Source organism: Rhodococcus sp. 14C212, assembly GCF_011058195.1.
Lineage (GTDB): Bacteria > Actinomycetota > Actinomycetes > Mycobacteriales > Mycobacteriaceae > Rhodococcus > Rhodococcus aetherivorans.
This window is the reverse complement of sequence record NZ_JAALEH010000033.1, coordinates 1-14,017: the sequence shown is the minus strand read 5'-3', so window position 1 is coordinate 14,017 and position 14,017 is coordinate 1. Positions and strand designations below refer to the sequence as shown.

The window sequence follows — 14,017 nt, the reverse complement described above, 5'->3', positions numbered from 1 at the left end:
GATGACCGACTACCTCTCCACCGGCCAGCTTCCCGACGACTACCGGGACCTGAAGGACACCGTCGCCGACTTCGCGCAGAGCGTCGTCGCGCCCGTCGCCGCCGAGCACGACGCCAACCACACCTTCCCGTACGAGGTCGTCAAGGGCATGGCCGATCTCGGCCTGTTCGGGCTGCCCTTCCCCGAGGAGTACGGCGGGCAGGGTGGCGACTACTTCGCGCTGTGCCTCGCCCTCGAGGAACTCGGCAAGGTCGACCAGTCCGTGGCCATCACCCTCGAGGCCGGCGTCTCGCTCGGCGCCATGCCGATCTACCGCTTCGGCACCGAGGAGCAGAAGCGCACGTGGCTGCCGCAGCTCGCGGCCGGCCGGGCCCTGGGCGCGTTCGGCCTGACCGAGCCCGGCGCGGGCAGCGACGCCGGTGGCACCAAGACCACCGCCAAGCTCGACGGCGACCAGTGGATCATCAACGGCAGCAAGCAGTTCATCACCAACTCCGGCACCGACATCACCGAGATCGTCACCGTCACCGCCGTCACCGGCGAGCGGGACGGCAAGAAGGAGATCTCCACGATCGTCGTGCCCACCGACACCCCGGGCTTCGTTGCCGAGCCCGCCTACAACAAGGTCGGCTGGAACGCCTCGGACACCCACCCGCTGAGCTTCACCGATGTGCGAGTCCCTGCGGAGAACCTGCTCGGGGAGCGGGGGCGCGGCTACGCGAACTTCCTGCGCATCCTCGACGAGGGCCGCATCGCGATCGCCGCCCTGTCCACCGGTGCCGCGCAGGGCTGCGTCGACGAGTCCGTCAAGTACGCGAAGGAGCGCGAGGCCTTCGGCCGTCCCATCGGCCGGAACCAGGCGATCGCCTTCAAGATCGCCCGGATGGAGGCTCGGGCGCACGCCGCCCGCGCCGCCTACTACGACGCCGCGGCCCTCATGCTGGCCGGCAAGCCGTTCAAGAAGCAGGCTGCCATCGCCAAGCTGGTCGCGTCGGAGGCGGCGATGGACAACGCGCGCGACGCGACGCAGATCCACGGCGGCTACGGCTTCATGAACGAGTACGCGGTGGCCCGGCACTACCGGGACAGCAAGATCCTCGAGATCGGTGAGGGCACCACCGAGGTCCAGCTCATGCTGGTGGCGCGGGAGCTCGGCCTGTGAGCGCCCCACGGCGGGTCACCCAGCGAGGACTGTGGTTCGAGGAGTTCGAGGCCGGCACGGTCTACGAGCACCGCCCCGGCCGTACCGTCACCGAGGCCGACAATGTCGCGTTCACCACGATGACGATGAACACCCAGGCGCTGCACCTCGACGCCGCCTACAGCGAGGGCACCGAATTCGGTGAGCGCCTGGTGAATTCGATGTTCACCCTGTCCACCCTCGTCGGATTGTCGGTGGCGCAGCTGACGCAGGGCACGATCGTCGCCAACCTGGGGTTCTCGGAGATCAAGTTCCCCGCGCCGGTCCGCCACGGCGACACCCTGTACGCCGAGACCCTGGTCACCGACAAGCGCGAGTCCAAGTCCCGGCCGGGGCAGGGGATCGTCACGCTCGAGCACACGGCCCGCAACCAGCACGGCGACGTCGTCGCGGTCGCGGTGCGCCAGACACTCGTGCAGTGCCGGCCCGCCGACGACACGCAGAAGGGATAGGGGAGAAGCATGGGTTCCGTCGACTCCATGGGTGGTCCGGCGTGGTTGTTCTGTCCGGCCGATCGTCCGGAGCGGTTCGGTAAGGCGGCCGCGACGGCGGATGTGGTGATCCTCGATCTCGAGGACGGGGTGGCGCCGGGGGACAAGGACTACGCGCGCCGGTGCCTGCAGGACACCCTGCTCGATCCGGCCCGGACGGTGGTGCGGCTCAACCCGGTCGGCACGGCCGACCACCTCGCCGATCTCGCGTCCCTCGCCAAGACCCCCTACACCCGCGTGATGCTGGCCAAGTGCGAGTCGGCGCAGCAGGTGACGTCGCTGGCGCCCCGGGAGGTGATCGCGCTGATCGAGTCCCCGCTGGGGGCGTTGAAGGTCGACGAGATCGCCCTGGCCGCGGGCACGGTGGGTCTGATGTGGGGTGCGGAGGATCTCGTGGTCGGACTGGGTGGGCAGTCGTCCCGCCGGGGCGACGGGACGTATCGGGACGTGGCGCGGCACGTGCGGTCGCAGGCGTTGCTGGCGGCGAAGGCGTACGGGCGGTTCGCCTTGGACTCGGTGTATCTGAACATCAAGGATCACGACGGGTTGCGGGCGGAGGCGCTGGACGCGGTGGCGGTCGGGTTCGATGCGAAGGTGGCGATCCATCCCGGTCAGGTGGCGGTGATCCGGTCCGCGTACGCGCCGAGCGCGGAGGATGTGGCGTGGGCGCGGCGGGTGCTGGCGGCGGTGCCGGAGGAGCGGGGGGTGTTCCAGTTCGAGGGCCGGATGGTGGACGCGCCGGTGCTGCGGCACGCGGAGCAGATCCTGCACCGTTCCGTGCAGTCGGAGGCAGCGGCCGGGCAGTCGGAGGCAGCGGCCGGGCAGTCGGAGGCCGCGGCCGGCGCCTGACGGATCCGCGCTCTTCCTGGTCGTCCGCGCGGAATTCCCGCGCGGACGACCACCCGTCCCGCGCTCGGGTCACGATTGCCCTGACAGCGCGGTGCCCGGACCGCATCATCGAAGAGATCACCCGATGGAGGAGGTCTCTATGTACAGCGTCGGCGGCGCGGCGTGGTTGTTCTGTCCGGCCGATCGTCCGGAGCGGTTCGGCAAGGCGGCCGCGACGGCGGATGTGGTGATCCTCGATCTCGAGGACGGGGTGGCGCCGGGGGACAAGGACTACGCGCGCCGGTGCCTGCAGGACACCCTGCTCGATCCGGCCCGGACGGTGGTGCGGCTCAACCCGGTCGGCACCGACGATCACGAGGCAGACCTGAAGGCGCTGGCGGCCACCGACTACGTGCGGGTGATGCCGGCCAAGTGCGAGTCGGCGCAGCAGGTGACGTCGCTGGCGCCGCGGGAGGTGATCGCGCTGATCGAGTCCCCGCTGGGGGCGTTGAAGGTCGACGAGATCGCCCTGGCCGCGGGCACGGTGGGTCTGATGTGGGGTGCGGAGGATCTCGTGGTCGGACTGGGTGGGCAGTCGTCCCGCCGGGGCGACGGGACGTATCGGGACGTGGCGCGGCACGTGCGGTCGCAGGCGTTGCTGGCGGCGAAGGCGTACGGGCGGTTCGCCTTGGACTCGGTGTATCTGAACATCAAGGATCACGACGGGTTGCGGGCGGAGGCGCTGGACGCGGTGGCGGTCGGGTTCGATGCGAAGGTGGCGATCCATCCCGGTCAGGTGGCGGTGATCCGGTCCGCGTACGCGCCGAGCCCGGAGGATGTGGCGTGGGCGCGGCGGGTGCTGGCGGCGGTGCCGGAGGAGCGGGGGGTGTTCCAGTTCGAGGGCCGGATGGTGGACGCGCCGGTGCTGCGGCACGCGGAGCAGATCCTGCACCGCTCCGTCGAGGCCCGCTCGGGCGATCACCGAGGGGGCGCGACGGCATGACCGACACGCCGGTGCCACCGCAGTGGACCCCGACCGAACAGGACGTCGCGGACGCCCGCATCACCGCCTTCACCCGTTGGGTCGAGCAGCGCCACGGCCTCACCCTTCCCGACTACCACGCCCTGTGGCGGTGGTCCGTCGATGATCTCGGGCGGTTCTGGCAGGACGTGTGGGACTGGTTCGACGTGCGGTCGCGCACCGATCCGGGACCGGCACTGGCCGACGCCTCGATGCCCGGGGCGGTCTGGTTCCCCGGGGCGCGACTGAACTACGTGGAGCAGGCCCTGCGGCACGCGCGCGACGATCGCCCGGCGATCGTGTACGTCGGCGAGGACGGGGAGCGCACCGAGCTGAGCTGGGCCGAACTGCGCAGACAGGCGGCTGCGCTGGCCGCCACGCTGCGCGAGCACGGCGTCGGCGTCGGTGATCGCGTCGTCGGCTACCTGCCGAACATCCCGGAGGCCGTTGTCGCGCTGCTCGCCACCGCGAGCATCGGCGCAGTGTGGGCTGCCTGCGGCCAGGACTACTCGGCTCCCGCGGCCCTGGACCGGCTCGGGCAACTCGACCCCGCTGCCCTGATCACCGCCGACGGGTACCGGTTCGCCGGCCGTACCCATCCCCGGGCCGAGGCGGTCGCCCGGCTGCGGGAGGGGTTGCCGTCGCTGGCGCTGACCGTCGTGGTGCCCCGGCTCGGTGGTCCGCGGAAGGACCTCGAGGGCGCGCTGACCTGGGAGGCGGCGACCGTCGGGGACCATCCCCTCGACCCCGAGCCGGTGCCGTTCGACCATCCGCTGTGGGTCGTGTTCTCCTCCGGGACCACCGGCCTGCCGAAGGGCATCGTGCACGGGCACGGCGGGGTGGTGCTCGAGCATCTCAAGGCGGTCTCGCTGCACACCGACCTCGGGCCCGACGACACCTTCTTCTGGTACACCAGCCCGAGCTGGATGATGTGGAACTTCCAGGCGGCCGGGCTGCTCGTCGGGGCCACGATCGTCTGCTACGACGGCAGCCCGTCGCACCCGCAGGCCGACCGGTTGTGGCGGATCGCCGCGGAGGAACGGGTCACCGTCCTCGGCACGAGTCCCGGCTACGTGCTGGCCTGTATCAAGGCGGACGTCGTGCCCCGGCGGGACCACGACCTGTCCGCGTTGCGGGCCGTCGGGGTCACCGGGTCCACGCTGCCCGCGTCCTCGTCGCGGTGGCTGGCGGAGAACGTCGGTGAACACGTGCCGGTGATGTCCATCACCGGCGGCACCGACGTGGTGTCGGCCTTCGTCGGCGCGGTGCGCACCGTCCCGATCCGGCCCGGCGAGCTGTCGGTGCCGTACCTCGGCGTCGCGCTCGACGCGTACGACGAACACGGCCGCCCGGTCCGTGGCGACGTCGGAGAACTCGTCGTGACTGCCCCGATGCCGTCGATGCCGGTCCGTTTCTGGAACGACCCGGACGGGCACCGCTACCGCGAGGCGTACTTCTCCGTCTATCCCGGGGTGTGGCGGCACGGCGACTGGATCACGATCACCGGGCGCGGGACGGTCGAGATGCACGGGCGCTCCGACTCGACGCTCAACCGGCACGGCGTCCGGATGGGCAGCGCCGACATCTATCAGGCCGTCGAGAAACTCCCGGAGATCGTCGAGGCGCTCGTGATCGGTGCCGAGCAGCCGGACGGCGGCTACTGGATGCCGCTGTTCGTGGTGCTCGCCGACGGCGTCGAGCTCGACGACGAGCTGCGGGAGAAGATCCGCGCGGTCATCCGGGAGCAGGCCTCTCCGCGGCACGTCCCCGACGACATCGTCGCCGCCCCCGGTGTGCCGCACACCCGCACCGGCAAGAAGCTCGAGGTGCCGATCAAGCGGCTCTTCCAGGGCGCCGACGCGGCGCGCACGGTGGATCGCAGCGCGGTCGACGCGCCGGAGCTGCTCGACTGGTACGCGGGGCAACGGAAGGAGGCGCGGTGACCCGTGTCACCGAACAGGGCATCCGGTGGGGTGAACCTGATTGGACATCCGTCCTGCTCGGGTGATGCGATGACCGCATGACGCTCGCCATCGACATCTTCCTCATCCTGCACTTCATCGGCCTCGCCGGGATCATCGGCTCCTGGCTCGCCGTGATCAGGGAGCCGCGCGTGGTGGCCGGCATGCTGCACGGCGCGATCCTGCAGGTGGTGACCGGTCTCGCACTGGTCGGGCTCAACGAGGCGGACGGCGCCGACCTGAACCACATGAAGATCGGCATCAAGCTCGTCGTCGCCGTCGTCATCCTCGTGCTCGCGATCCTCGGGATGAAGAGGGAACGGCAGAAGCCGGGCTCGACCGCCGCCCTCGCACACGCGGCCGGGGCTCTCGGCGTCCTCAACGTGGTCATCGCCGTGCTGTGGTGAGGCCTCCGACACCCCCGGCGGCGAAGATGAAGCCGACCTTACCGACCCTGTAGATTGGTCCGGTGCGCAAGTCACGCGGCCGGAAGGCGACCGGCGAGTAACCTGCTCGGGCAGCTCCGCGCCGACAGGTGGGGGGATCGTTGTCCCGGCGGGTCTCGCGGCGTTCGCGCCGTAGTCCGCCGTGTAACGCTCCTCCCCTGAACTGCAGATATACCTGAGCACGGTGCTCGCCCGGGCCACCGGGCGCGACGGTCGGGCCTGCGTCCGACGGTGAGAGAGAGGTTGGGGTTTGGACTCGCTGGGTGTCGGCGGATCGGGTGCGACGCACACGAACGCGGCGAACGTGCCGGACGGTGCCTTCCCCCTCTCCCCGGCGCAGCTCGGGATGTGGTTCGCGCAACATGTCGATCCTTCCGTGCCCGCCAACATCGCCCAGTACGTCGAGCTGGCGGGCGACCTCGACCGTGACCTCCTGCTCGGGGCCAGCGCCCGCGCCGCCCTCGAGATGGGCTCCGGCTTCCTCCGCTTCCTCGAGGTCGACGCGCAGCCGTACCAGCTCGTCGATCCGAACCTCGACGCCTCCATCGGATACGTGGACCTGCGGGACGAGGACGATCCGCGTGAGGCCGCGATGGAATGGATGCGCGCCGACCGCAGCACCCCGGTCGACGTGCTCAAGGACCGGCTCATCTCGGCCACCGTCCTGCAGATCGGCGAGCGCCGCTACTTCTGGTACAACCGCGTCCACCACCTCGCCCTCGACGGTTTCGGTGCCGCCACCTTCATGACGCGCATCGCGGAGCTCTACACCGCCGCCGTCGAAGGCGCCGAGCCCAGCCCCAACAAGGCCTCGGACGTGCGCACCGTGTACGAGGCCGAGATCGCTTACCGGAACTCACCCCGGTTCCACACCGACCGCGAGTACTGGTCGACGGCCATCGAGGGCATCGAGGAACCCACCACCCTGGCCGGGCGCACCGCCCCGCCGGCCCCCGTCAGCCGGATCGACAGCGCCGCCCTCGGCGACCGCGTCGAGCGGCTCGTCGAGAACTTCACCGAACGCGAGAACACGAGCCTCGCGACCGCGGTGATCGCCGCCTTCGCCGCCTACATGGCCCAGATGACCGGCCGCACCGACGTCGTGCTCAGCCTGCCCGTCGCCGCGCGGACCACCGCGGTGCTGCGCCGGTCCGGCAGCATGGTCTCCAACGTGGTGCCGTTGCGGCTCGACGTGGACTCCGGCACCACCGTGCGGCAGCTCGTGGAGGCGGCCACCGCCGCGGTCTCCGGTGCGCTGCGGCACCAGCGGTACCGCCACGAGGACATCGTCCGCGACGCCGGCAGCGCGGCCGGCGGCCGCTCGACGTTCTTCGGGCCGTGGATCAACATCATGCTGTTCGACAACGAGGTCCGCCTCGGCGACATGGTCGGACGGATCAACATCCTGTCCACCGGTCTCATCGAGGACCTCGGCGTCAACGTCTACAAGAGCGGCGGCACGCACACCCACATCGACTTCGAGTCCAACCCCAACCTGTACGGCGCGCAGGAGTCCCGTGCGCACCACTCCCGGTTCGTGGAGTTCTTCGACCGGTTCGTCGCCTCCGATCCCGACCGGCGCGTCTGGGACCTGCCCCTCGGAACGGGCACCGAGACCGCCCAGGTGCTCACCGAGTGGAACCGCACCGAGCACCCCCTCGACCACCGCACGCTGCTGGCGGCGTTCGAGGAACAGGTGGCGCGCACACCGGACGCCCCAGCCCTCGTGTACGAGGGCGAGAGCCTGACGTACGCCGAGTTCGACGCCCGCGCGAACGCCCTCGCGCGGCTGCTCGTCGCCCGCGGCGTGGGACCCGAGTCCCTGGTCGGGCTGTCGGTGCGGCGCTCCCTGGAACTGCTCGTCGGCATGTACGCGATCGTCAAGGCCGGCGGCGCCTGGGTGCCGATCGACCCGGACCATCCCGCGGACCGGACCGCCTACATCCTCGAGACGGCCCGGCCCGTCTGCGTGGTCACGACCGCGCGCGACGAGGTGGACCTGCCTGCCGGCCTCGACGTCGTCGAGATCGACCGCCTCGACCCCACCGGCCTGGACACGCGCCCGCTCTCCGACGCCGACCGGCTCGCGCCGGTGCGCCTCGACACCACGGCCTACGTCATCTTCACCTCCGGCTCCACGGGGCGGCCCAAGGGCGTCGCCGTCACCCACCGGGCGATCGACAACCAGATCCGGTGGATGAACGACCAGTACGCGCTGTCGGCGTCCGACGTGTACCTGCAGAAGACCGCGACGACGTTCGACGTGTCGCTGTGGGGCTTCTTCATGCCGCTGCGCGTCGGTGCGACCCTGGTCGTCGCCACCCCGGACGGCCACCGCGACCCGATGTACGTGGCCGACAGGATCGCCGAGCACGGCGTCACCGTCACCGACTTCGTCCCGTCGATGCTCACCGTGTTCGTCGCCAACGCCCGCCCCGCCTCGTGCGACACGCTCCGGCACGTGTTCGTGATCGGCGAGGCCCTGCCGGCCGAGACGGCCGCCGCGTTCGCCCAGTTGTGCACCGCGCAGCTGCACAACCTCTACGGACCCACCGAGGCTGCGGTCTCGATCACCTACCACCGCGCCGGCCCCGCGGACGTGACCACCGTCCCGATCGGCGTGCCGCAGTGGAACAGCCGCGCCTACGTCCTCGACCACCGGCTGCGCCCCGTGCCTCCCGGCCGGCCCGGCGAGCTGTATCTCGCCGGTGTCCAGCTCGCGCGCGGTTACCTGCGCCGGCCCGACCTCACCGCCGACCGGTTCCTCGCCGATCCGTTCGGTGCGCCCGGCGACCGGATGTACCGCACCGGCGACCTCGTGCTGTGGCGCCTCGGCGCGGACGGTGGCGGATATCTCGACTACATCGGCCGCACCGACTTCCAGGTCAAGTTCCGCGGCCAGCGGATCGAGCTGGGCGAGATCGAGACGGTCCTGCTCGCGGCCCCGGAGGTGTCGCAGGCCGTCGTGCTCGTGGTGCCCACGGCGACGGGCGACCAGCTCGTCGGCTACCTCGTCGCCGCCCCCGGGCACGCGCTCGACACCGAGGAGCTGACCGAGGCGCTCGGGCGGGCGCTCCCGTCGTACATGGTGCCGGCGTCGCTGATGGTGCTCGAGGCGTTCCCGCTCAACACCAGCGGCAAGCTCGACCGCAAGGCCCTGCCCGAGCCGGTGTTCAACAGCGCCCGCATGTTCCGGGCCCCGCGCACCGCTGCCGAACGGATCGTGGCCGAGACGTTCTCCGAGGTGCTCGGGGTCGCCGAGGTCGGGCTCGACGACGACTTCTTCGAACTCGGCGGCAACTCGCTCGTCGCCACCCAGCTCGTGTCCCGGATCGGCTCCGCGCTCGACACCCAGGTGCCGGTGCGGGTGCTGTTCGAGTCGTCCACCGTCGTGGGTCTCGCGGCCCGGGTCGCGAAGCAGTCCGGGTCGGGAGCCCGTCGGCCGCTCGTCGCCGGCTTGCGGCCGGACGTGCTGCCGCTCTCGACGGCGCAGCAGCGGATCTGGTTCCTCAACCGGTTCGACGTCGGCACCGCCGCCTACAACCTGCCCTTCACGGTGCGGCTGACCGGTCCGCTCGATCCCGCGGCCCTCGACGCCGCCTTCGGCGACGTCGTCGCCCGGCACGAGACGCTGCGCACCGTCTACCCGGCGGTCGACGGCGAACCGCAGCAGGTGATCCTGCCGGTCGAGCACGTTGACAGCCGCGTGCCCGTGCTCGACATCGCCGCGTCCGATCTGCACGCCGGGGTCGTGGCGCTGGCCGAGCGCGGGTTCGACGTCACCGTCGACCTGCCGTTCCGGATCGCGCTGTATCGCCTGGCGGACGACGAGTTCGTCCTGGCGATGGTGTTGCACCACATCGCCGCGGACGGATCGTCCTTCGAGCCGCTCGTGCGCGACATCGTGGCCGCGTACGCGGCGCGGGCCGCCGGCTCCGAACCCGGCTGGTCCCCGCTGCCGGTTCAGTACGCCGACTACGCGTTGTGGCAGCGCGACGTGCTCGGTCTCGAGTCCGACCCGGACTCGATCTCCGCGCAACAGATCGCATACTGGACCCGCGAACTCGAGGGCATCCCCGATCAGCTCGACCTGCCGGCGGACCGGCCCCGCCCGGCCGTCGCCTCCTACCGGGGCGGCAAGCGCCGCTTCGGGATCTCGCCCGAGACCCACCGGGGGCTGGTCGAGGTGGCCCGCTCGCACCAGGCGTCGCTGTTCATGGTGATGCACTCCGCGTACGCCGTGCTCCTGTCGAGGCTGAGCGGATCCGACGACATCACCGTCGGCAGCGTCGTCGCCGGCCGCGGGGATCGTCTCCTCGACGATCTGATCGGCATGTTCGTCAACACGCTGGTGCTGCGCACCCGGGTCGATCCGGGGGCGCGCTTCGAGGAACTCCTCGACCGGGTCCGCGACTCCGACCTGAGTGCCTTCTCCAACGCGGACGTCCCGTTCGAGCGGCTGGTGGAGGTCCTCAAGCCGCCCCGTTCCACCGCCCGTCACCCGCTGTTCCAGGCCGCGATCGCCGTGGAATCCCCAGGCGCGCGCGATATCTCGTTCTCCGGTGTGCGCGCCACCGCGGCCGAGCTCGACGTACCGATTGCGAAGTTCGACCTGCAGCTGTGGCTCGTCGAGCGCACCGACGACGAGGGCCGCCCGGCCGGTGTCGACGCCGTGTTCGAGTACGCGACCGACCTGTTCGACGCCGACACCGTCGACGTCTTCGGGCAGCGTTTCGTGCGGATCCTCGAGACGATCGTCGCCGACGCCGCCACGCCCGTCGGTGACATCGACATTCTTGCGCCCGAGGAGTCGGCACGGCTCGCCTCGGTCCGTGGCCCCGGCCTCCACCGCGCCGAGCGGCCGCTCGTCGAGCTGCTCACCGCCGGTGTGGATCTCGCTCCCGACACGGTTGCCGTCCGGTGCGGCGACTCCGCACTGACCTACCGCGAGCTCGACGAGTGGTCCAACCGCCTCGCGCGCGTCCTCATCGACAGTGGCGTCGGTCCCGAAACAATTGTGGCCCTGGCATTCCCGCGCTCGGCGGAGATGGTGCACTGCGTGTGGGCCGTCGCCAAGACCGGCGCCGCGTACGTGCCGATCGATCCTGCGCACCCGATCGAACGCATCCGGCACATCGTCGGGGACTCCGGCGCCGTGCTCGGCCTGACCACCGCCGGGCACCTGCCGGAGCTGCCCGCGGACTTCGACTGGAACGCCCTGGACGACGCCGAGACCGTCGCGGCGATCGCGCGGGCGTCCGCCGCGCCCGTCCGCGACGCGGACCGGCTCGCCCCCCTGCGCCTGGACCACGTCGCGTACATGATCTACACCTCGGGCTCGACGGGGCTGCCGAAGGGCGTCGCCGTGACCCACCACGGGATCGCCGCACTGGTCCAGGAGAGCGTCGAACTCTACGGCGTCACCGACCGGTCCCGGGTGCTGCACGTGTGCGCGCCCAGCTTCGACCCGTCGGTGCTCGAGTGGCTGATGGCCGGCTCCTCCGGAGCCGAGCTCGTGGTGACACCCGCGAACGTGCTGGGCGGCACCGAACTGCACGACCTGATCAAGGCGCACGGGGTGACCCACGCCGTCATCACTCCCGCCGTGCTCGGTTCGGTCGACCCCCGCGACCTCGACACGTTGCGCGTCCTCAACGTCGGCGGCGACGTCTCCACCGGCGACCTGGTCGCCCGCTGGTCTCCGGGCCGCCGCTACTTCAACGCGTACGGTCCCACCGAAACCACGATCGTCACCACCCGCGGCGAACTGCGCCCGGGGGAGCCCATCACCATCGGTACGCCCGTCGCCGGGGTCGGTGCCCTGGTGCTCGACGCGCGGCTGCACCCCGTCCCGGTCGGCGTGTCCGGCGAGCTGTACCTGATCGGGGACGCCCTCGCCCGTGGCTACCACCGGCGGCCGGCGCTGACCGCGGACCGCTTCGTCGCCTCCCCGTTCGGCGCGCCGGGCGAGCGCATGTACCGCACCGGAGACGTCGTGCGGTGGGACGACGAGGGCCGGCTGGTGTACGCCGGACGGACAGACTTCCAGGTCAAGGTCCGCGGTTACCGCATCGAGCTCGGTGAGATCGACGCCGCCTTCCTGTCCCACCCCGCCGTCGACTTCGCCACCACGATCGGGCACGAGATGCCCTCGGGCCAGACCACTCTCGTCACCTACGTCCACGGTGACCCCGGGCTCGACAGCGACGTGCTCACCGAGTACGTCGCCGGATTCCTGCCCTCCTACATGGTCCCGTCGGTGTGCGTCGTCCTCGACGTCGTTCCCCTCACCCCGAACGGGAAGGTGGACCGCAAGGCACTGCCCGAGCCGGTGTTCGAGGCGCGGAGCTTCCGCGCCCCCACCACACCGATCGAGGAGATCGTCGCGGGCACGTTCGAGGACGTCCTCGGTATCGACCGCGTCGGACTGGACGACGACTTCTTCGAACTCGGCGGCAACTCCCTCGTCGCGACACAGCTCGTGTCCCGGCTCGGCGCGGCCCTCGACACCCAGGTGCCCGTGCGCCTGCTGTTCGAGGCGTCGACCGTCGTCGCGCTGGCCGCGCGGGTCGAACACCGGGCCGGCGCCGGCCGCCGCATCCCGCTCGTGGCCCGGCCGCGTCCCGACCGGATCCCGCTGTCCCTGGCCCAGCAGCGCATGTGGTTCCTCAACCGCTTCGAGCCCGAGTCGGCCACCTACAACCTGCCCTTCGCCCTGCGGCTGTCCGGTGAGCTCGACATCACCGCGCTGCAGGTCGCGATCATGGACGTCATCGACCGGCACGAGTCGCTTCGCACCGTGTACCCGGAAGGGCCGGACGGACCGATGCAGGTCGTCACGGACGCCGCCACGGCGGTGCCCAACCTGACGCCCACGTTGATCACGAACGAGAATCTGCAGCAGGAGATCTCGGCACTCGCGTCCACCGGGTTCGACGTGACCAGCGAGGTGCCCATCCGGGCCCACCTGTTCGAGATCGGTCCGACCGAGCACGTGCTGGCGATCGTCATGCACCACATCTCCGCCGACGGCTGGTCGATGGGGCCCGTCGCGCGCGACGTCATGGCCGCCTACGCCGCGCGTATCGAGTGGGAGCGCCCCGCGTGGCCGCCGCTGCCGGTGCAGTACGCGGACTACACGCTGTGGCAGCACGAACTGCTCGGGTCCGAGGGCGACCCGGAGTCGCTGATCGCCGATCAGCTCGCGTACTGGCGCAACACCCTTGCCGGGCTGCCCGACCAGCTCGACCTGCCGTCGGACCGGCCCCGGCCGGCACGGCAGTCGTTCCGCGGCGGGACCGAGCGGTTCGTCGTGTCTTCCGAGATCCACTCCGCGCTCGACGAGGTCGCGCGCCGACAGGGCACCACCCTGTTCATGGTGGTGCACGCGGCGCTGTCGGTGCTGCTGGCGCGGTTGTCGGGCACCGACGACATCGCCATCGGCACCCCGGTGGCCGGCCGCGGCGAGCAGGAACTCGACAACCTGGTCGGCATGTTCGTCAACACCCTGGTGCTGCGCACCCAGGTGGACCCGAACCGGCCGTTCACCGAGCAGCTCGCCCGGGCCCGCGAGGCGGCGCTCGGGGCGTTCGCGCACGCGGACGTGCCGTTCGAGCGGCTGGTGGAGGTGCTCAATCCCGCCCGGTCGACGGCGCGGCACCCGCTGTTCCAGGTCATGCTGGCCTTCCAGAATCTCGGGTCGACCCACGTGGAGCTGCCCCGTCTCGTCCTGGAGACGCAGGCCATCGATACCTCGGTGGCGAAGTTCGACCTGCAGCTGACGCTGTCCGAGTCGTCGGACGACGACGGCCGCGCCGACGGGCTCGTCGCCGAGATCACCTATGCGACGGATCTGTTCGATGCGTCGACGGTGGCGGGGTTCGCGGCGCGGTTCGTGCGGGTGCTCGAGGAGGTGGTGGCGGATCCGTCGGTGGCGGTGGGGGATCTGGAGATCCTCGAGCCGGTGGAGCGGTCGCGGGTGCTCGAGGTGTGGAACGACACGGCGCGGGCGGTGCCGTCGGCGACGTTGGTGGAGTTGTTCGGGGAGCGGGTGCGCCGGTCGCCGGAGG

At 71.0% G+C, this 14,017-nt stretch carries 7 protein-coding genes; all 7 read left to right on the top strand.

The features are described 5' to 3' along the window. Position 1 precedes the first annotated feature (1 nt). Positions 2–1,162: an acyl-CoA dehydrogenase family protein gene (locus G6038_RS15915; RefSeq protein ID WP_165038805.1), complete on the top strand. Its 1,161-nt coding sequence runs from the start codon at positions 2–4 to the stop codon at positions 1,160–1,162. Next, positions 1,159–1,653, top strand: a complete 495-nt coding sequence (locus G6038_RS15910) for a MaoC family dehydratase (protein WP_165038804.1) — start codon at positions 1,159–1,161, stop codon at positions 1,651–1,653. The genes G6038_RS15915 and G6038_RS15910 overlap by 4 nt, the downstream gene beginning before the upstream one ends. 9 nt (positions 1,654–1,662) lie before the next feature. After that, positions 1,663–2,541, top strand: coding sequence for a CoA ester lyase (locus G6038_RS15905; protein WP_240918522.1), 879 nt, complete (start codon positions 1,663–1,665; stop codon positions 2,539–2,541). 139 nt (positions 2,542–2,680) lie between these two features. Continuing rightward, a complete protein-coding gene (locus G6038_RS15900) occupies positions 2,681–3,523 on the top strand; it encodes a CoA ester lyase (protein ID WP_165038803.1) in 843 nt (280 codons plus the stop codon). Then, complete coding sequence (locus G6038_RS15895) at positions 3,520–5,484, top strand: acetoacetate--CoA ligase (protein ID WP_165038802.1); 1,965 nt, start codon at positions 3,520–3,522, stop codon at positions 5,482–5,484. Before G6038_RS15900 ends, G6038_RS15895 begins: the two co-directional genes overlap by 4 nt. Before the next feature lie 77 nt (positions 5,485–5,561). Continuing rightward, positions 5,562–5,909 carry a hypothetical protein gene (locus G6038_RS15890; RefSeq protein WP_165038801.1) on the top strand — a complete coding sequence of 116 codons (348 nt, stop codon included), beginning with the start codon at positions 5,562–5,564 and terminating at the stop codon, positions 5,907–5,909. 289 nt (positions 5,910–6,198) lie between these two features. After that, positions 6,199–14,017: non-ribosomal peptide synthetase (locus G6038_RS15885; RefSeq protein WP_165038800.1), on the top strand; the 7,819-nt coding region annotated here is incomplete at its 3' end.

What these genes read in the sequence shown, in the direction of transcription:
- G6038_RS15915 (WP_165038805.1), top strand. Translation starts at nt 2, where the DNA reads ATGACCGACTACCTCTCCACCGGCCAGCTTCCCGACGACTACCGGGAC.
- G6038_RS15905 (WP_240918522.1), top strand. Translation starts at nt 1,663, where the DNA reads ATGGGTTCCGTCGACTCCATGGGTGGTCCGGCGTGGTTGTTCTGTCCG.
- G6038_RS15900 (WP_165038803.1), top strand. Translation starts at nt 2,681, where the DNA reads ATGTACAGCGTCGGCGGCGCGGCGTGGTTGTTCTGTCCGGCCGATCGT.
- G6038_RS15895 (WP_165038802.1), top strand. Translation starts at nt 3,520, where the DNA reads ATGACCGACACGCCGGTGCCACCGCAGTGGACCCCGACCGAACAGGAC.
- G6038_RS15890 (WP_165038801.1), top strand. Translation starts at nt 5,562, where the DNA reads ATGACGCTCGCCATCGACATCTTCCTCATCCTGCACTTCATCGGCCTC.